We start from the raw sequence: 18701 nt of genomic DNA on the forward strand, positions 1-18701 counted from the left end.
AAATAAACGTTATCAGTGTGACGACTGGTAATGCGCAAATCGCAGAGCGCGAATTTGCCGGCATCGAGAGATGCGACGTAAAAGAATCGGTGGAGCGGTAGTTCAGTTGGTTAGAATACCTGCCTGTCACGCAGGGGGTCGCGGGTTCGAGCCCCGTCCGTTCCGCCACTTATTTAATTATGCCTGCTTTATCAGCAGGCATAATGTTAAGCGAGATTTAGGGGCGTAGCTCAGTTGGTAGAGCACCGGTCTCCAAAACCGGGTGTCGCGAGTTCGAGTCTCTCCGCCCCTGCCATATTAAGAACCCTTTGCGAAAGCAGAGGGTTTTTTTTTGCTTATTATTTCTCTTCTTTACCGTTTTGGAATAGATCACATGGGCGCCATGTGCGATGTTTGCCCGATCCTGGTTGCTTCATGTTCCTCCGAACTCTGCCCTGCCGGCCTCCTGATCCTTATGTCGTTTTGCATTATCTTCTCTCAGAAGGCGATGAGCGCGTTTTTGCGTGATAGACAGTCATGACCACGATGACGGCGTTTAAGGCCGCCATAACGCTTTAGGCTGCGGTATTTAAAGGTATTTTAAGTAATTGCCGAATCAAAGGCTGTTGATCGCTATTTTGCAACCAGACGGCATACAGCGGGCGGATAATCGGCGGGATCTCGGCGGCGGCCACCAGCTGTGGATACTCTTTTTCCCACTGGCTGGGCAGGAAAGCGCATCCGCCCGTGGTTTCCAACAGCTGACGCGTCAGGTGAGCAGAGGTGGTGGTAAGCACCGGCACGTTATCACCTTCCAACATGCGGTTTTCCTGTTGGTGGAAGTCGGCTCCCCATTCCAGTTTGATGTAGGGCATTGGGGCCTGTTTGTCACGATAAGCGGATGAGAACAGGCGTAATGAGAAATTGCTCAGCTGCTGGCTGGCCAACTCATCCATCTTCGGCGGTTCAGTGGTGATCAGTAAATCGAGCTGCCTTTCATGCAGTTGTTTTACCAAAGAGTGCCTTAATGCCACCCTGGCTTCTAGCTGCAGCGCCTCGCGTTGTTGATAGAGCGCTTGCAACCAGGGGGTCAGATAGGCCTCCCACAGCGAAGCGGTCGCGCCGATCGACAACTCGGTGTGTTGCAGCGAACGCACGACCTCCTTCTTCGCCAACTGCCAGGTGTTCATCAGGCTCTCGGCATAGGGCAAAAGCCGCTCGCCGGCAGGCGTCAGGCGGATATTATTGCGATGACGGGTAAATAAATTGGCGCCCAACTGGTTTTCTAACTGACGGATGCGGAAACTGACCGCGGATTGCGTTAAGTACAAAGATTCTGCGGCTCTGCCAAAGTGACGCGTTCTACTGACCTCCAAAAAGGTTTTCAGTAATTCGGTATCCACACCTATCTCCAAAAAAATTTGTCGTTAAGATTTAAATGTTTTGTTTTACACGCTGTCAAGCCTATCTAATACTCCGCGCCATAAACAGCACGGCCATAAGAGAATTAGGAGCGTGTCAGATGGCGGATAGCTTCACCACGACCAATCGTTTTTTTGATAATAAACATTACCCTCGCGGGTTCTCCCGTCACGGCGATTTCACCATTAAAGAGGCGCAATTGCTAGAGCGCTTCGGCTACGCGTTTAACGAGCTGGACTCGGGCAAACGCCAACCAGCCACTGAAGAAGAACAACTGTTCGTCGCAGTGTGCCGCGGTGAGCGCGAAGCGGCTACCGAGCAGGAAAAAGTATGGGCCAAATATCTGGCGCGCACACGTCGCCCGAAGAAATTCCATACTCTGTCCGGCGGTAAACCGCAGGCTGACGCTGTAGAAGATTACAGCGACAGCGAAGACTAAAGACGATGGGGCCTGTGGGCCCCATTTTCATTCCAGACTACGATGCAGTTGTAACAGCAACCGGTCCATACTGCGATAGCCCAGCGCTTCGCTGAGGTGGCGCCTGTCGAGCTCAGCATCTCCCGCCAAATCCGCCAGCGTGCGCGCAACTTTCAAGATGCGCTGCCAGGCGCGAACCGATAAGCCCAGCGCGTTTAATGTCGCTTCCAAAAACTCGGCGTCTGCCGCCTGCAGAACGCAATCTCGTTCCACTTCGCGGTTGCTCAACAGCGCGTTGACTTTACCGGCGCGTTCGAGCTGCCTGGCGCGTGCCTGTAGTACCCTTTTCCGCACTTGTTCGCTGCTTTCTCCATGCGTTTTCCGATGACTGAGTGTACCCGGTGGCAGCAGCGGTACTTCGATAGACAGATCGAAACGGTCGAGAAAAGGCCCTGACAGCCGGGCCAAATAGCGCAGCACCTGCTGCGGTGAGGCGCGATTGTGCAACCCCTGATAATGCCCTGTCGGGCTGGGGTTCATTGCCGCGATCAGCTGTACTCTGGCGGGGAAACAGACCTTGGCGTTGGCGCGTGAAATCACGATCTCACCGGATTCCAATGGCTCACGCAGCGCATCCAGTACCTTACGCTCGAATTCCGGCAGTTCATCCAGAAACAGCACGCCGTTATGCGCCATCGAGATCTCACCCGGTCGCGGCAGTGAGCCGCCGCCGACCAATGCCGCCATCGAGGCGCTGTGGTGCGGTGCGCGAAACGGCCTCTGGCGCCATGGAAGGGCAGCGGGAATGTGGTGCTGCAAGCTGGCGACCGCCAGGCTTTCCAGTGCCTCATGCTCCGTGAGCGGTGGCAGTAGGCCCGTTAGGCGGCTGGCCAGCATGGTTTTACCGGTGCCGGGCGGCCCAATCAGCAATAGGTTATGCCCGCCGGCGGCGGCGATCTCCAGTGCCCGCTTGGCCTGCTCCTGGCCGATGATGTCGCGCAGATCGGCGCTGTCGCAGGCGGTGTCCGCAGCGGGAGGCGTGGCCGCCACCGGCAGTTCGCCCTGGCCGAGCAGAAAAGCGCAGACTTCCAACAGGTGCTGGGCGGTATGGGAGTGCGACTGCGCGATCAGGCCGACTTCGGCGGCGTTGTCCGTCGAGAGGATCAGTTGCCGCCCGGCATCAGCCGCCGCCAGCGCCGCCGGGATCGCGCCCCTGACCGCGCGCAGTGAGCCGGACAGCGCGAGCTCGCCAAGAAACTCGTAGCGCGCCAACGGTGCGAGGGGTAATTGCTCGGAGGCGGCGAGGATCGCCAGCGCTATCGGCAGATCGTAACGTCCGCCCTCCTTCGGCAGATCGGCGGGGGCCAAATTAACGGTGATGCGCCGGGCGGGAAAGGTGAAACCGTTGTTGATCAGGGCGCTGCGCACCCGATCGCGCGCCTCTTTTACCGTGGTTTCCGGCAGGCCGACCAGCGTCAGGCCGGGCAGGCCATTGCTGATATGCACCTCCACCGTCACGGAAGGGGCCTGAACGCCGATGATGGCGCGGCTATAGATTACCGCCAGTGACATGTCGCTCTCCTTGCTGAGGGCGACATGATGCGTGATTCATCCTGGCATTGCGCGACATTATTGGTGATTTTTCCATGAATTTCGCAGCCTAATCGCAGATTTTCATCTCAGTAAATGAGATTGTGCGAGCCGCCTCGCAACCAGCGGCAATACCCATTAACAATTCGCTGAAGGCTGCAACATATTAGCGGCCCATACGCATTGCAACCATAGGGTTAACGGGTGTATTTAACAATTGATTAAAAGAAAAATCACTTCTTTAACAAACCCCGACCGCCGCCGCATTCTGCCCGGCAGCCGCTAAACCTCCTGACTTCGTACTCTACGGTAGGGATAACACTATGTTTGGTTGGACCCCGCTGCAACGCAACGCGGCAATCGCCAGCTTTTCAAGCTGGACGCTCGACGCTTTCGATTTTTTCGTGTTGGTATTCTTACTTAGCGACATCGCGCAATCTTTTCACGTCGGTCTGGAACAGGTCACGCTGGCGATTCTGCTCACGCTGGCGGTGCGGCCGATCGGCGCGCTGATCTTCGGGCGCGCGGCGGAAAAATATGGCCGCAAGCCGATCCTGATGTTGAACATTGTCTTCTTCTCGGTGTTTGAGCTGCTCTCCGCCGCTGCGCCCTCGCTGACGGTCTTCTTGCTGTTGCGGGTGTTGTACGGCGTTGCGATGGGCGGCATCTGGGGCGTGGCGTCGTCGTTGGCGATGGAAACCATACCGGACCGCTCACGCGGCCTGATGTCGGGCATTTTCCAGGCCGGCTATCCGTTTGGTTATCTGCTGGCGGCGGTGGTGTACGGCCTGCTGTTCGAAACGGTCGGCTGGCGCGGAATGTTCGTTATCGGCGCGGCGCCGATCCTGCTGCTGCCGTTTATTTATTATTGCGTGCAGGAGTCGCCGGTGTGGCTGGCGGCGCGTGAACGCAAAGAAAGCACCGCCTTGCTGCCGGTATTGAAGAGCCACTGGAAGCTGTGCTGCTATCTGGTGCTGTTGATGGCGGCGTTCAATTTCTTCTCCCACGGCACACAGGATCTGTATCCGGTATTTTTGAAAGTTCAGCACGGTTTCGATCCAAAAACCGTCAGTATTATCGCCATTAGCTACAATATCGCGTCAATTATCGGCGGCGTGTTCTTCGGTTCGTTGTCGGAAAAGATCGGCCGTAGAAAAGCGATTATCATCGCCGCGCTGCTGGCGTTGCCGGTGATCCCGCTGTGGGCGTTTTCCAGCGGCTCACTGATGCTGGGAATCGGCGCTTTCCTGATGCAATTCATGGTGCAGGGCGCCTGGGGCGTGATACCGACCTACCTGACCGAACTGGTGCCGGCCAACACCCGCGCGGTGCTGCCGGGGTTCGTGTACCAACTGGGTAACCTGATCGCCTCGGTCAACGCTACGCTGCAAGCCACCATCGCCGAGCAACATGGGCATAATTACGGCTTGGCGATGGCGATGGTTGCCGGTACGGTGGCGGTGGCGATCGCCCTGTTGGTGTTCTTCGGCAAGGATACGCGCGGCAAGGCGATCACCGACGCGGTGAAAAATCCGGACATGCGCGCCAACGTGTGAAATCCGGGCGATTCGCGTGAGGTATGACCAGATTGCGCCGAATAATAACGCAAAAAAAGTGTTGTCATGCCGCGCGCGACTATGGTACCTCTGTAAGCATTAGTTCTGAATGAGCACAGTGAACAAACCCATTATGAAAGCCTTTGCCCAAGTGATTAGCCTAGTCGTGATTAGCGTGGTGGTGATTATTATCCCACCGTGCGGGGCTGCACTTGGACGAAGAAAGGCTTAGCAAACAAGCCGGAATCGCAAGAGAACCCCCGCACCGTCAGGTCCGGGGGTTTTTTATTGGCAAGAGAAAAGTGGAGCAAGGGGCAGAGCATGAAAAACAGAACAAAATCCTGCGGTTGTCGAAGTAAGGCGGGGAAATAACTATGAATGGCGCTCAGTGGGTAGTTCAAGCGTTGCGTGCGCAGGGTGTGGATACCGTATTCGGCTATCCGGGCGGGGCAATCATGCCGGTGTACGATGCGCTGTACGACGGCGGAGTGGAACACCTGCTGTGCCGCCATGAGCAGGGCGCCGCGATGGCCGCCATCGGCTACGCCCGCGCCACCGGCAAAGTCGGCGTTTGCATCGCCACTTCCGGCCCTGGCGCTACCAACCTGATCACTGGCCTGGCTGATGCGCTGCTCGATTCCGTTCCCGTTGTCGCCATCACCGGTCAGGTGGGTTCCGCGCTGATTGGCACCGATGCCTTTCAGGAGATCGATGTTCTCGGCCTGTCTCTGGCATGCACCAAGCACAGCTTCCTGGTGGAGTCGCTGGACGCCTTGCCGGGCATCATGGCAGAAGCCTTTGCCATCGCCGCGGGCGGCCGTCCCGGCCCGGTGCTGATAGATATCCCGAAAGACATCCAGCTGGCGCAGGGCGACTTGCACCCGCATCTGATGCCGGTCGACGAAGCGCCGACGTTCCCGGCGACGGCGTTGGCAGAAGCGGCCGAGTTGCTGGCGCAGGCGCACAAACCGATGCTGTACGTCGGCGGCGGCGTGGGCATGGCGCAGGCGGTGCCGGCGCTGCGTGAATTTATCGCCGTGACCCGTATGCCGAACGTCGCCACTCTGAAGGGACTGGGCGCGCCGGATGCGCAAGATCCGCTGTACCTCGGTATGTTGGGCATGCACGGCACCAAGGCTGCCAACCTGGCGGTGCAGGCGTGCGATCTGCTGATTGCCGTCGGTGCGCGTTTCGATGACCGCGTGACCGGCAAACTGAACGCCTTCGCACCGCACGCCAAAGTGATCCACATGGATATCGACCCGGCGGAAATGAGCAAGCTGCGCCAGGCGCATGTCGCCCTGCAGGGCGATTTGAAAACGTTGCTGCCGGCGTTGCAGCGCCCGCTGAATATCGCCGCCTGGCAGCAGCAGGTGACGGCGCTGAAAGCCGAGCACGCCTGTCGCTACGATCACCCCGGCCAGCCGATCTACGCGCCGCTGTTCTTGCGCCAGCTGTCCGCCCGCAAGCCGGCCAACAGCGTGGTGACCACCGACGTGGGTCAGCACCAGATGTGGAGCGCGCAACACATGACGTTCGAACGCCCGGAGAATTTCATCACCTCCAGCGGCCTCGGCACCATGGGGTTCGGCGTGCCGGCGGCGGTAGGGGCCCAGATCGCGCGCCCGCAAGATACGGTGATCTGCGTCTCGGGCGATGGCTCCTTCATGATGAACGTGCAGGAGCTGGGCACCATCAAGCGCAAACAGCTGCCGCTGAAGATCGTGCTGCTGGACAACCAGCGCCTCGGAATGGTGCGCCAATGGCAGCAGCTGTTCTTCGACGGCCGCTACAGCGAAACCAACCTGTCCGATAACCCCGACTTCCTGATGCTGGCCGCCGCCTTCGGCATTCCCGGCCAGCGCATCAGCCGCAAGGATCAGGTGGAGGGCGCGCTCGAGGCGCTGTTCAACACCGAAGGCCCTTATTTGCTGCAGGTCTCTATCGACGAACTCGAAAACGTCTGGCCGCTGGTGCCGCCGGGCGCCGGCAACGAAACCATGTTGGAGGAAATATCATGATGCAGCATCAACTCTCGATCCAGGCGCGTTTTCGCCCCGAAATGTTAGAACGCGTATTGCGGGTCGTGCGTCATCGCGGCTTTCAGGTTTGTGCTATGAATATGGTTTCCCCGGCCAACGCCGACAGCATCAATATCGAATTGACCGTTGCCAGCCCGCGCCCGGTTGCCCTGTTGTCATCTCAGTTAAGCAAACTGCTGGACGTCTCCTGCGTCGAGATCCAGCAGCCAACATCACAACAAATACGCGCCTGAGGCGTCGAGAAGGATAAATAACAATGACTAAGAAAGCCGATTACATTTGGTTCAATGGTGAGATGGTTCCTTGGGCCGAGGCCAAAGTGCACGTGATGTCGCACGCGTTGCATTACGGCACGTCGGTGTTTGAAGGCGTACGCTGTTATGACTCGCACTTGGGGCCGGTGGTATTCCGTCATCGCGAGCATATGCAGCGCCTGCACGATTCGGCGAAAATCTACCGTATGCCGGTTTCGCAAAGCGTCGATGAGCTGATGGAAGCCTGTCGCGCCACGCTGCGCAAGAACAACCTGGTCAGCGCGTACATTCGCCCGCTGGTGTTCGTCGGTGATGTCGGCATGGGCGTCAACCCGCCGGCTGGTTACAAAACGGACGTGATTATCGCGGCGTTTCCTTGGGGCGCTTATCTGGGTGAAGAAGCGCTGGATCAAGGCATCGACGCGATGGTCTCCTCCTGGCACCGCGTCGCACCAAACACGATCCCCACTGCGGCCAAGGCTGGCGGCAACTATCTTTCCTCTCTGCTGGTGGGCAGCGAAGCGCGTCGCCACGGCTATCAGGAAGGCATTGCGCTCGACGTCCACGGTTACATTTCCGAAGGGGCGGGCGAGAACCTGTTTGAAGTGAAAGACGGCGTGATTTACACCCCGCCGTTCACCTCTTCGGCGCTGCCGGGCATCACTCGCGACGCGATCATCAAGCTGGCGAAAGACATGGGCTTCGAAGTGCGTGAGCAGGTGCTGTCGCGCGAATCGCTGTACCTGGCCGACGAAGTGTTCATGTCCGGCACCGCGGCGGAAATCACGCCGGTACGCAGCGTGGACGGCATTCAGGTCGGCATCGGCAAATGCGGCCCGGTGACCAAACAGATCCAACAGGCGTTCTTCGGCCTGTTCAGCGGCAAGACAGAAGACAAATACGGCTGGCTGGATCCGGTCAATCCGTAACGACAAGACAGACAAGATAAGAATATCCAGGCGGTTCGTTCGCCGCCTGTCATAAATACATTTGGAGTGAAAAGAGCATGCCTAAGTACCGTTCCGCCACCACCACCCACGGCCGCAATATGGCGGGTGCCCGCGCATTGTGGCGCGCGACCGGGATGACCGACGCCGATTTCGGCAAGCCGATCATCGCCGTGGTCAACTCCTTTACCCAGTTCGTGCCGGGCCACGTGCATCTGCGCGATCTGGGCAAACTGGTCGCCGAACAGATCGAAGCCTCCGGCGGCGTGGCCAAAGAGTTCAACACCATCGCGGTGGATGACGGCATCGCCATGGGCCACGGCGGCATGCTCTATTCCCTGCCGTCGCGCGAGCTGATCGCCGACTCGGTCGAATACATGGTGAACGCCCACTGCGCCGACGCGATGGTGTGCATCTCCAACTGCGACAAGATCACTCCGGGCATGCTGATGGCGGCGTTGCGCCTGAATATCCCGGTGATCTTCGTCTCCGGCGGCCCGATGGAAGCCGGCAAGACCAAACTCTCCAATCAGATCATCAAGCTGGATCTGGTGGATGCGATGATCCAGGGCGCGAACCCGAACGTCAGCGACGCCGACAGCGAGCAGATCGAGCGTTCCGCCTGCCCGACCTGCGGCTCCTGCTCCGGCATGTTTACCGCCAACTCGATGAACTGCCTGACAGAAGCGCTGGGCCTGTCGCAGCCGGGCAACGGCTCGCTGCTGGCCACTCACGCCGATCGCAAAGCGCTGTTCCTCAACGCCGGCAAGCGCATCGTCGAGCTGACCAAACGCTATTACGAGCAGGACGACGAAAGCGCGCTGCCGCGCAATATCGCCAACAAGGCGGCGTTTGAAAACGCCATGACGCTGGACATCGCCATGGGCGGCTCGACCAACACCGTGCTGCACCTGCTGGCTTCGGCGCAGGAAGGCGAGGTGGACTTCACCATGGAAGACATCGATCGCCTGTCGCGCAAAGTGCCGCACCTGTGCAAGGTGGCGCCGAGCACGCAGAAATACCATATGGAAGACGTGCACCGCGCCGGCGGCGTAATCGGCATCCTCGGCGAGCTGGATCGCGCCGGCTTGCTGAACCGCGAGGTGAACAACGTGCTGGGGCTGACCCTGCCGCAGACGCTGGAAGCCTACGACGTGATGCTGACCCGCGACGAAAGCGTCAAGAAAATGTACTCCGCCGGGCCGGCCGGTATCCGCACCACGCAGGCATTCTCTCAGGACTGCCGCTGGGATTCGCTGGACACCGACCGCAAGGAAGGCTGCATCCGCACCCGTGAGCACGCCTATAGTCAGGACGGCGGGTTGGCGGTGCTGTACGGCAACCTGGCGGAAAACGGCTGCATCGTCAAAACCGCCGGCGTAGACAAGGAAATCCTCACCTTCCGCGGCCCGGCCAAAGTCTATGAAAGCCAGGATGATGCGGTAGAAGCGATCCTCGGCGGCAAAGTGGTGGCGGGCGACGTGGTCGTTATCCGCTACGAAGGGCCGAAAGGCGGGCCGGGCATGCAGGAAATGCTCTATCCGACCACCTACCTGAAGTCGATGGGGCTGGGCAAGGCGTGCGCGCTGATTACCGACGGGCGTTTCTCCGGCGGCACCTCCGGGCTGTCCATCGGCCACGCCTCGCCGGAGGCGGCCAACGGCGGCCTGATCGCCCTGGTGCAGGACGGCGACATGATCGCGATCGACATTCCTCATCGCGGCATCCAGTTGGATGTCAGCGAGCAGGAGCTGGCGGCGCGGCATGAGGCGGAACTGGCGCGCGGCGACGCGGCCTGGACGCCGAAAAACCGTGAACGTCAGGTGTCCTTCGCGCTGCGCGCCTACGCCTCGTTGGCCACCAGCGCCGACAAAGGCGCGGTGCGCGACAAGAGCAAACTGGGGGGATAAGCAGCATGGCGGTCTCTCAACCCCTACCCAGCGCCCCCTGTGGCGCGGAATATCTGCGAGCGGTACTGCGCTCGCCGGTCTACGAGGTGGCGCAGGTCACCCCGTTGCAGGCCATGAGCAAAATCTCTTCGCGCCTCGGCAACACCATTTTGGTGAAGCGCGAAGATCGCCAGCCGGTGCACAGCTTCAAGCTGCGCGGGGCCTATGCGATGATCGCCGGGCTGGACGAAGAGCAGAAGGCGCGCGGCGTCGTAACGGCTTCGGCCGGCAACCACGCGCAGGGCGTCGCCTTCTCCGGTAAACGGCTGGGGCTCAAAACGCTGATCGTGATGCCGGTGTCCACCGCGGACATCAAGGTGGATGCGGTGCGCGGTTTCGGCGGCGAAGTGCTGCTGCACGGCGCCAATTTCGACGAGGCGAAAGCGAAGGCGATCGAGCTTTCCCAACAGCAAGGAATGACCTTCGTGCCGCCGTTCGATCACCCGACGGTGATCGCCGGCCAGGGCACACTGGCGATGGAGCTGCTGCAGCAAGACGCGCATCTTGATCGGGTCTTCGTGCCGGTCGGCGGCGGCGGCCTGGCTGCCGGGGTGGCGGTGCTGATCAAGCAGCTGATGCCGCAGATCAAAGTGATCGGCGTCGAAGCGGAAGACTCCGCCTGCCTGCGCGCGGCGCTGGATGCCGGCCATCCGGTAGATCTGGCGCGCGTCGGGCTGTTCGCCGAAGGCGTGGCGGTGAAGCGTATCGGCGACGAAACCTTCCGCCTGTGCCGTGAATATCTGGACGACGTAATCACCGTGGACAGCGACGCTATCTGCGCGGCGGTCAAAGACCTGTTCGAGGACGTGCGTGCGATTGCCGAACCTTCCGGCGCGCTGGCGCTGGCGGGGCTGAAAAAGTACGTCCAGCAGCACAACATTCAGGGCGAGCGTCTGGCGCACGTGCTGTCCGGCGCCAACCTCAACTTCCACGGGCTGCGCTACGTTTCCGAACGTTGCGAACTGGGCGAACAACGCGAAGCGCTGTTGGCGGTAACCATTCCGGAACAGCAGGGCAGCTTCCTCAAGTTCTGCCAACTGCTGGGCGGCCGCTCGGTAACCGAATTCAACTACCGCTACGCCGATGCCGACAACGCCTGCATTTTTGTCGGTGTGCGTCTGACGCGTGGGCACGCCGAACGGCGGGAAATCATCGACGAGCTCAACGCCGACGGTTATCAGGTGGTGGATCTGTCGGACGACGAGATGGCCAAGCTGCACGTGCGCTACATGGTGGGCGGGCGTCCGTCGAAGCCGCTGCGCGAACGGCTGTACAGCTTTGAGTTTCCGGAGTCGCCGGGCGCGCTGCTGAAGTTCTTGCAGACGTTGGGCACGCACTGGAACATTTCGCTGTTCCACTATCGCAGCCACGGCACCGACTTCGGCCGGGTGCTGGCGGCCTTCGAACTGGCGCAAACCGAGCCGGAATTCGAGCGGCACCTGCAGGCGCTGGGCTACGATTGCCACGACGAAACCGACAACCCGGCGTTCCGCTTCTTTTTGCAGGGGTGAGTCGGATTGATAAGCAACCGTGACGCGTTAGTCAGTTTATGGGTTGCATGGTTGTGATTTTGTCGTGCATTTTTATACTGCCAAGACTTCTGACGTATAGGGATGCACGACAATGAAAACCGCTTTTTCTACGCCGTTCGGTTCCCCCGAAGACGATTTGACCAACGCCGAGTTTGCCCGCCTGTTGGGCAATACCGGCGTACAAGAATTCTATCGCGATATTAATCTGCAAGCCTTGCAGGACTCGCTGGACTGCAGCCTCGCCTTTCATGGCGTGGGCATTATTTTTTCCGACGGGCAGAACTCATTTTTAGTCCGCCCGACGCAGCACACCGGTTACTCGAACGCTTCGCAGGTTACCCACGTGGTCATCAGCAAAACGGTGGCTCATACTTCACGCGTTGCCGCGACCAATACGCTGTCGGAAGCGTTGAGCAAACCCAGCGTCAGCAAAGAGTTGGCCTCGGCCGCGCTGTCGTGCGGAACGCTGCTGGTATCGGTATTTTTACTGGCGTCGGGCAGTGTCGCCGTGCCGTTTACCGGCGGCACCAGCTCGGCGGTGGCTTATCTGGGCTATGCCGGCATGGCCGCCAGCGCGTTGCAGTGCGGCAATGGGCTGTACCGCGTCAACAAGCTTTATGATGGGAAAGGCGATGAACTGGCTCAGCTCGACTCAGAACAGTGGTATATCGCCACCAGTACCGTGCTCGATGTGATCTCGCTGGCCAGTGCCGGGGCTGCCCTGAAGGAAGCGACGATGACCTACCGCGCCATGCGCCGCATTTCGGCACGCAAGGCGACGGAATGGCTGAAAAGCATGCCCCGTAGCGAAAGGAAGCGGCTGACCGAAAACATCATTCGGGCGGAGAATCCGGGAATTTCCAATAACGTCTTGAAAGAGATGGTGAAGAACGGCTTATACCCGAAGCGCTACCCGACGGAAGCGATCCAAAACGGGCTGCGCCAGCAATTGCATTCGGCGCTCAATAACTCATTGACGTTCGTGGGCAGCGGCATCAGCGGCACCCTGTCTGCGCCGGTGAATGTGAAAACCACCGGGCAGTATTTTGTGGGCATTATGCAGAAATTGCCGCAGATGGTGAGGTAATGGCGGACTGGATGATTAAACGCCTGATCGCGCAGGGCCGGGAGATGGAACGCCAAATCGCGGCGCGCGATGGCGCGCTTTTCGCCGGTGTGGATGCGCAGCTCGAGCAGCATTTCCTGACGCCGGGCCAGCGGCTGTCGCCGCCGGGCGTCGGCAATGTCATGTTGCTGATGGTATGCCTGACGCTGGGGCTGGCGGGCGTGATGGGCCTGGCCACGGACGTGGCGGCCGCCTGGAGCGGCAAGACTTCCGCTGCCGTTCTCATGGGCAGCGGCGCGATCGTGGCGGTGTGGATGACGTTGATCCTGTTCCAACTGGTGCAGGGTAAAAACAGCGGGGTGGTATTGTTGCAATATTACCTTGGCATGCTCGGCCTGTTTTGCCTTGGCGCCGTGGCGGCGTGGGCGGCGGGGATGACCGGCATCGCCACTGTCGCCATGCTGCTGGGGGGCGTGGTTGGCGGGGCGCTATTCAGCAACCGGGCGGCGTTCTATCTCTATGTCGCTTATTTTCGCACGCGTCGGCGCGTATTTATCAAACGCCGTTGGCAGAGAGAAGATCTGCGCAACACCCGATAAACCGTCAGAACGGAAAAACTTATGACGCAACCCTTCTCCGGCTTTAGCCAGCAGGGTCTGAATTTCCTGCAGCAGGTGCGGATCGAGAACGATAAGGCGTGGTTCGACGGCAACCGCGACATCTACGACCGCGAGCTGCTGGCGCCGTTTCGCGCGCTGGTGGAGCAGTTGGCTCCCGGCATGCTGGCGATCGATCCGCTGCTCGAGACTCGCCCGGCGATCGGCAAAACGCTGTCGCGCATTCATCGCGATACGCGCTTTTCACATGACAAATCGCGCTACCGCAGCCGCATGTGGCTGACGTTCAAGCGCCCGAGCAAAGACTGGAAAGACGCGCCGGTCTACTTTTTCGAACTGGGGCCGGACATGCTGCGCTATGGGCTCGGCTACTACAGCGCCAACAAGCCGACCATGGATCTGTTCCGCCATACGCTGAGGCAGCGGCCGCAGCCTTTCCTTGAGGTGGCCGCCTGCTGCCGGCCGCCATTCGAGCTGGTGGGCGAAAGCTACAAGCGCCCGCTGGTGAAGGAGCAGGCGACGGAGATCGCCACCTGGTACAACCGCAAGTCGTTCGCGGTGATGGTGACCGACTGCGAAGTGGAAAAGCTGTTCAGCGCCGATCTGGCGCCGCTGCTGGCCGGGGCATTTTTGCAGCTTGAGCCGCTCTACCACTGGCTGATGCAGGTAGAGGCGATGAAGCAGGTCGATCCGGCGGACCTTTAAAAGCCCCGCGTCAGCGGGGATGCAGCAAGCGCCAAAAGGCGTCGATCAGCGGATCGCTGAGGCGCTTTTTCTGGACGCAAACCCCCAGCTCGAACGGTTCGACCATCGAGATGTTATCCAGCTGCGAGATGCGGTTGCGTACCGGCTCCGGGCTGTTGTCCACCACCACGCTCGGGATCAGTGCGATGCCGCAGCCCAGAGCGACCATCGACACGATGGCTTCGTGGCCGCCGACGGTGGCGTAAATCAGCGGATTGCTGATGCGGTGGCGGCGGAACCACAGCTCGATGCGTTTTCGCGAAGGGCCGTGCTCCGGCAGGATGAACGGGATTTCGGTCCAGTCGGGCTTGTCAGCGAACGCCTGGCTGCGCACCGCGCAGGGCAGCGCCGGCGCGATCAGCACCAGCGGAATTTCGCCGATTTTGGTGAACGCCACGCTGGTGGGCAGCGTTTCCGGCCGGCCGGCGATGCCGAGATCGGCCTCGTTGGATTGCACCTTGTCGACCGCATCGGCGGCGTCGCCGGTGGTCAGCTTAATCTCAACCAGCGGGTGCTGAGCGCGGAAGCGATCGAGGATCGGTGGCAGGTGGCTGTACGCCGCGGTCACCGAGCAGAACAGCCGCAGTTCGCCGCTCAGCGAAGGGCCGTGCTGGCCGAGCGAGTGCTTCAGCTGCTGATACTGCAGCAGCGTTTGCTGGGCGAATTCTTTCAGCTGTTCGCCGGCGTCGGTCAGCTGCACGGTGCGGTTATCGCGCAGGAACAGCGGCTGCCCGAGGATCTCTTCCAGCCGCTGGATCTGGCGGGAGAGCGTCGACGGGCTGACATGCATCGCCTTGGCGGTGCGCCCGAAGTGATGGCTTTCGGCCAGATGCAGGAACAGCTTTAAATCACGTAAATCCATATCGATACGCTCGCAGTGAGAGTGTTGCAAAAATTGCAATATCACGTTCTCAATATATCAATTTAAGCAACGCATTTCCTGTTATACATTGAGTTTAACGAATCTCCGCACAGACAGGGCGGGGAATGAAAATAACAATGCAAGACAACATCAAACCGGAGTACCACCATGGCTAACTATTTCAACACATTGAACCTGCGTCAGCAGTTGGCGCAATTGGGTAAATGCCGTTTTATGGCGCGCGACGAATTTGCTGACGAAGCCGGCTACCTGAAAGGTAAAAAAGTGGTGATTGTCGGCTGTGGCGCCCAGGGTCTGAACCAGGGGCTGAACATGCGCGATTCCGGTCTGGACGTCGCCTATGCCCTGCGCAAAGAAGCGATCGACGAGAAGCGCGCTTCCTGGCGCAAGGCGACCGAAAACGGCTTTAAGGTCGGCACCTACGAAGACCTGATCCCGCAGGCGGATTTGGTGGTCAACCTGACCCCGGACAAGCAGCACTCTTCCGTGGTGCGCGCGGTGCAGCCGCTGATGAAAGACGGCGCGGCGCTGGGTTACTCCCACGGCTTCAACATCGTTGAAGTGGGTGAGCAGGTGCGTAAAGACATCACCGTGGTGATGGTCGCGCCGAAATGCCCGGGCACCGAAGTGCGCGAAGAGTACAAACGCGGCTTCGGCGTGCCGACCCTGATTGCGGTTCACCCGGAAAACGATCCGAAAGGCGAAGGCATGGCGATCGCCAAGGCCTGGGCGGCGGCGACCGGTGGCCACCGCGCCGGCGTGCTGGAGTCCTCCTTCGTCGCCGAAGTGAAATCCGACCTGATGGGTGAGCAGACCATTCTGTGCGGCATGCTGCAGGCGGGTTCGCTGCTGTGCTTCGACAAGCTGGTTGCTGAGGGCACCGATCCGGCTTACGCCGAGAAACTGATTCAGTTCGGCTGGGAAACCATCACCGAAGCGCTGAAACAGGGCGGCATCACGCTGATGATGGATCGCCTGTCCAACCCGGCCAAGCTGCGTGCCTATGCGCTGTCCGAACAGCTGAAAACCATCATGGCGCCGCTGTTCCAGAAGCACATGGACGACATCATCTCCGGCGCTTTCTCGAGCGGCATGATGGCCGACTGGGCGGAAGACGATGTGAAATTGCTGACCTGGCGCGAAGAGACCGGCAAAACCGCGTTCGAGAATGCGCCGCAGTTTGAAGGCAAAATCAGCGAGCAAGAGTACTTCGATCACGGCGTGTTGATGGTGGCGATGGTGAAAGCGGGCGTTGAGCTGGCGTTCGAAACCATGGTCGATGCCGGTATCATCGAAGAGTCGGCTTACTATGAGTCGCTGCACGAGCTGCCGTTGATCGCCAACACCATTGCGCGTAAGCGTTTATATGAAATGAACGTGGTCATCTCCGATACCGCAGAGTACGGCAACTATCTGTTCGCCAACGCGGCGGTGCCGCTGCTGAAGGACTTCATGACCACCCTGCAGGCGGGTGATTTGGGCAAAGCCGCGGCGGGTACGGCGGTGGACAACGCGCAGCTGCGCGACGTGAACGAAGCGGTGCGCAGCCACCCAATCGAAACCGTCGGCCGCAAACTGCGTGGCTACATGACCGACATGAAACGCATCGCCGTTGCGGGCTGATTTTCCGCAAGGCAAATAACAAAACGCCGGCTGCGATGCCGGCTTTTTTTATGCCTCCGGCATGACCGCGGCGGGAATGATGGCGCCGCGATGTTGGATCACCGTCGCGGCAAGCCGGTGACCGCACTGCGCCGCCTGCCGGGCGCTGCCGCCGTTCAGGCGTTCCGCCAGATAACCGGCGCTGAAAGAGTCGCCCGCCGCGGTGGTATCCACCACGCGCTCCGGCGGCAGCGCAATCGCCGGTACCTCAAGCCGCTCTCCCTCCACGCTGAACACCAGGCAGGCATCCGCGCCGCGTTTGATCACGATCTCACCGACGCCGAGCGCCTGCGTGCGTGCCACCACCTGTTCCACCGGCTGCGTGCCCCACAGCAGCTCTTCGTCATCCAGCGTCAGGAAGGCGATGTCGGTGCAGGCCAGCACCTCACGGTAGGCCTGCAGCGTTTCCTCACGGCTGGGCCACAGGCGCGGGCGATAGTTGTTGTCGAAGATAACCTGGCCGCCGTTGGCGCGGCAGCGGCGCAGCAGCGCCAGCAACTTCGCGCGGTCGGCAGGCGCGAGGATCGCCAGGCTAATGCCGCTGAGGTACAGGTAATCGAACTGCGCCAGCCTGGCGCACAGTGCCTCGGTCTGGGGGCCCGCCAGCCAATACCGGGCGGCGGCGTCGTTGCGCCAGTAGTAAAAGGTGCGTTCGCCGGCGGCGTCGGTTTCGATCACGTACAGGCCCGGCAGTTTGTTTTCCAACTGCTGAATCAGCCCGGTCTCGATCTTCTCTTGCCGCCAGGCCTGCAGCATCTCGCCGCTGAAGCTGTCGGTGCCGAGTGCGGTGACGTAATGCACCTGCAGCGCCTGTTCCGGCATTTGGCGGGCGAGGTAGACGGCGGTGTTGAGGGTATCGCCGCCAAAGCCGCGCGTCAGCTGCGCGCCCTGCTGCGACAGTTCGATCATGCATTCGCCGATCACGGCGAGATTTCGGATAGACATCGTCAATAAGCCCTGGCTAAAGAAGAAGCAACAACCGCCAGTCTCCACGCAAGGCGGTGGGGTAGTCAATAAATTAAAACAGTGTTTTGATTTTTTATGATCGCGATCGGCCCATGCCAAAACAGGGTGAAGAAGAAACCGTGCGGCAATTCGTGCTTAAAGTTTTACACGACGCGGCCGATAAGTTGGGTAAAGAAACAGCGGCAGCGCTCTCACTTCCCCGCCACGGCGATAGTATCGATGATAACCAACCTGATCTCGGGTCTGTTGGCGCCCTGTTTTGCCCTCTATGCCTGCGCCAAATCGCGGCGCTACTGGCGGCAATGCCGGCGCTTGTATACCTTCCAGCCGATTTATCGCACCAGCGGCGCGTTGCTGGCGGTGGAACTGCTGACGGCGGTATATCACCCGAATGAGCCGGACAAACGACAATCCCCCGAACAGTATTTCGCCTCGCTCGGCGTCGCACAGCGTTTGCGGGTGATCCAGGAGCAGCTGGCGCTATTGCAGCGCTGGCAGGCGTTGTTCATTCGCCACGCGGTGATGGTGTCGGTCAATATCGACGGTATGGCGCTGCAAGCGTTGCAGCGCCATAGCGAGCTGCAACGGCAGATCGCCGAGATGCCCTATCTGCGCTTCGAGCTGGTGGAGCACGCCGAAACGGCGTCAAACCACCCGTTGCAGCAGATCGTCGGCGGCGAACGGCTGTGGCTGGATGATTTCGGCAGCGGGCTGGCCAACTTCTCCGCCGTCGGCGCCTGGCGCTATCAATACATCAAGGTGGCGCGCGAGTTGTTCACCTTGCTTAAACAGTCTGAAGAGGGCGTACAGTTGCTCGGCACCCTGATCAAGATGATGAACCAGCACAGCGACGGGGTGATCGTTGAAGGCGTGGAAACCGAGCAGGAGTGGCGGCTGGTGCAGCGTTCCGGCGCGTTGGCTGCGCAGGGTTACTATCTTTCCCGCCCGGCGTGCTTTGAAACTCTGCACAGCGTACCGACGTTGTTCGCCGCGCCCGGCGCGCCGGCGTGAACTCCGGCCTATCCTCAGCTAGGCTTAAACGGGGCTGCTCATTCCTTTTCCTTTCATTCTGCA

Annotated in this window: 17 protein-coding genes and 2 tRNA genes; 15 read left to right on the forward strand and 4 right to left on the reverse strand. The window is 60.1% G+C overall.

Going from position 1 to position 18701, the window contains the following annotated elements; genetic code table 11:
* Positions 1 to 91: 91 nt before the first annotated feature.
* Both ACUTSC_RS24335 and ACUTSC_RS24340 read left to right on the forward strand, forming a co-directional pair.
* A tRNA-Asp gene (locus ACUTSC_RS24335) sits at positions 92 to 168 on the forward strand.
* A 51-nt stretch (positions 169 to 219) separates the two neighbouring features.
* A tRNA-Trp gene (locus ACUTSC_RS24340) sits at positions 220 to 295 on the forward strand.
* A gap of 259 nt (positions 296 to 554) precedes the next feature.
* Here the strand turns inward: ACUTSC_RS24340 and hdfR are convergent.
* Entirely contained in the window at positions 555 to 1382 is an 828-nt protein-coding gene (gene hdfR / locus ACUTSC_RS24345) for an HTH-type transcriptional regulator HdfR (protein WP_063990789.1), read from the reverse strand.
* A gap of 119 nt (positions 1383 to 1501) precedes the next feature.
* On the opposite strand from hdfR, the gene ACUTSC_RS24350 reads away from it, so the two are divergent.
* Positions 1502 to 1840: a DUF413 domain-containing protein gene (locus ACUTSC_RS24350; RefSeq protein ID WP_004929946.1), complete on the forward strand. Its 339-nt coding sequence runs from the start codon at positions 1502 to 1504 to the stop codon at positions 1838 to 1840.
* 27 nt (positions 1841 to 1867) lie between these two features.
* On the opposite strand, the gene ACUTSC_RS24355 is transcribed toward ACUTSC_RS24350, so the two are convergent.
* Positions 1868 to 3391 (reverse strand): YifB family Mg chelatase-like AAA ATPase, encoded by a 1524-nt coding sequence (locus ACUTSC_RS24355; protein WP_197768935.1) that lies wholly within the window; start codon positions 3389 to 3391, stop codon positions 1868 to 1870.
* A gap of 341 nt (positions 3392 to 3732) precedes the next feature.
* Here ACUTSC_RS24355 and ACUTSC_RS24360 point away from each other — a divergent pair, with 341 nt between their 5' ends.
* The 10 genes from ACUTSC_RS24360 to ACUTSC_RS24405 all read left to right on the forward strand — a co-directional run bounded on the left by ACUTSC_RS24360 (position 3733) and on the right by ACUTSC_RS24405 (position 14077).
* Positions 3733 to 4965 (forward strand): MFS transporter, encoded by a 1233-nt coding sequence (locus ACUTSC_RS24360; protein ID WP_197768936.1) that lies wholly within the window; start codon positions 3733 to 3735, stop codon positions 4963 to 4965.
* Between the two features lie 133 nt (positions 4966 to 5098).
* A complete protein-coding gene (gene ilvL, locus ACUTSC_RS24365; protein ID WP_013814970.1) occupies positions 5099 to 5197 on the forward strand; it encodes an ilv operon leader peptide in 99 nt (32 codons plus the stop codon).
* 142 nt (positions 5198 to 5339) lie between these two features.
* Entirely contained in the window at positions 5340 to 6986 is a 1647-nt protein-coding gene (gene ilvG, locus ACUTSC_RS24370) for an acetolactate synthase 2 catalytic subunit (protein WP_445653582.1), read from the forward strand.
* Positions 6983 to 7240 carry an acetolactate synthase 2 small subunit gene (gene ilvM / locus ACUTSC_RS24375; protein WP_038874702.1) on the forward strand — a complete coding sequence of 86 codons (258 nt, stop codon included), beginning with the start codon at positions 6983 to 6985 and terminating at the stop codon, positions 7238 to 7240. Before ilvG ends, ilvM begins: the two co-directional genes overlap by 4 nt.
* Positions 7241 to 7263: 23 nt before the next feature.
* A complete protein-coding gene (locus ACUTSC_RS24380; RefSeq protein WP_033636413.1) occupies positions 7264 to 8190 on the forward strand; it encodes a branched-chain amino acid transaminase in 927 nt (308 codons plus the stop codon).
* A gap of 77 nt (positions 8191 to 8267) precedes the next feature.
* Positions 8268 to 10118 (forward strand): dihydroxy-acid dehydratase, encoded by a 1851-nt coding sequence (ilvD, locus tag ACUTSC_RS24385; protein WP_033649965.1) that lies wholly within the window; start codon positions 8268 to 8270, stop codon positions 10116 to 10118.
* 5 nt (positions 10119 to 10123) lie between these two features.
* Positions 10124 to 11668 carry a threonine ammonia-lyase, biosynthetic gene (gene ilvA, locus ACUTSC_RS24390; protein ID WP_197787192.1) on the forward strand — a complete coding sequence of 515 codons (1545 nt, stop codon included), beginning with the start codon at positions 10124 to 10126 and terminating at the stop codon, positions 11666 to 11668.
* Between the two features lie 112 nt (positions 11669 to 11780).
* Complete coding sequence (locus ACUTSC_RS24395) at positions 11781 to 12776, forward strand: hypothetical protein (RefSeq protein ID WP_033654501.1); 996 nt, start codon at positions 11781 to 11783, stop codon at positions 12774 to 12776.
* The gene (locus ACUTSC_RS24400) at positions 12776 to 13354 is read left to right on the forward strand and encodes a hypothetical protein (protein ID WP_197768939.1); all 579 of its coding nucleotides are present in this window, start codon (positions 12776 to 12778) and stop codon (positions 13352 to 13354) included. Before ACUTSC_RS24395 ends, ACUTSC_RS24400 begins: the two co-directional genes overlap by 1 nt.
* A gap of 21 nt (positions 13355 to 13375) precedes the next feature.
* A complete protein-coding gene (locus ACUTSC_RS24405) occupies positions 13376 to 14077 on the forward strand; it encodes a DUF2461 domain-containing protein (protein WP_445653583.1) in 702 nt (233 codons plus the stop codon).
* A gap of 10 nt (positions 14078 to 14087) precedes the next feature.
* On the opposite strand, the gene ilvY is transcribed toward ACUTSC_RS24405, so the two are convergent.
* Entirely contained in the window at positions 14088 to 14978 is an 891-nt protein-coding gene (gene ilvY, locus ACUTSC_RS24410) for an HTH-type transcriptional activator IlvY (RefSeq protein ID WP_063990808.1), read from the reverse strand.
* 168 nt (positions 14979 to 15146) lie between these two features.
* Between ilvY and ilvC the strand changes: the two genes are divergently transcribed.
* Complete coding sequence (gene ilvC, locus ACUTSC_RS24415; protein WP_038874693.1) at positions 15147 to 16622, forward strand: ketol-acid reductoisomerase; 1476 nt, start codon at positions 15147 to 15149, stop codon at positions 16620 to 16622.
* 48 nt (positions 16623 to 16670) lie between these two features.
* Here the strand turns inward: ilvC and ACUTSC_RS24420 are convergent, their stop codons facing one another.
* Positions 16671 to 17606, reverse strand: a complete 936-nt coding sequence (locus tag ACUTSC_RS24420; RefSeq protein ID WP_197768941.1) for a PfkB family carbohydrate kinase — start codon at positions 17604 to 17606, stop codon at positions 16671 to 16673.
* A gap of 240 nt (positions 17607 to 17846) precedes the next feature.
* Here ACUTSC_RS24420 and pdeH point away from each other — a divergent pair, with 240 nt between their 5' ends.
* The gene (gene pdeH, locus ACUTSC_RS24425; protein WP_197768942.1) at positions 17847 to 18638 is read left to right on the forward strand and encodes a cyclic-guanylate-specific phosphodiesterase; all 792 of its coding nucleotides are present in this window, start codon (positions 17847 to 17849) and stop codon (positions 18636 to 18638) included.
* The last annotated feature ends 63 nt before the right edge of the window (positions 18639 to 18701 follow it).

It is taken from the genome of Serratia sp. TSA_105.2 (genome assembly GCF_052692115.1).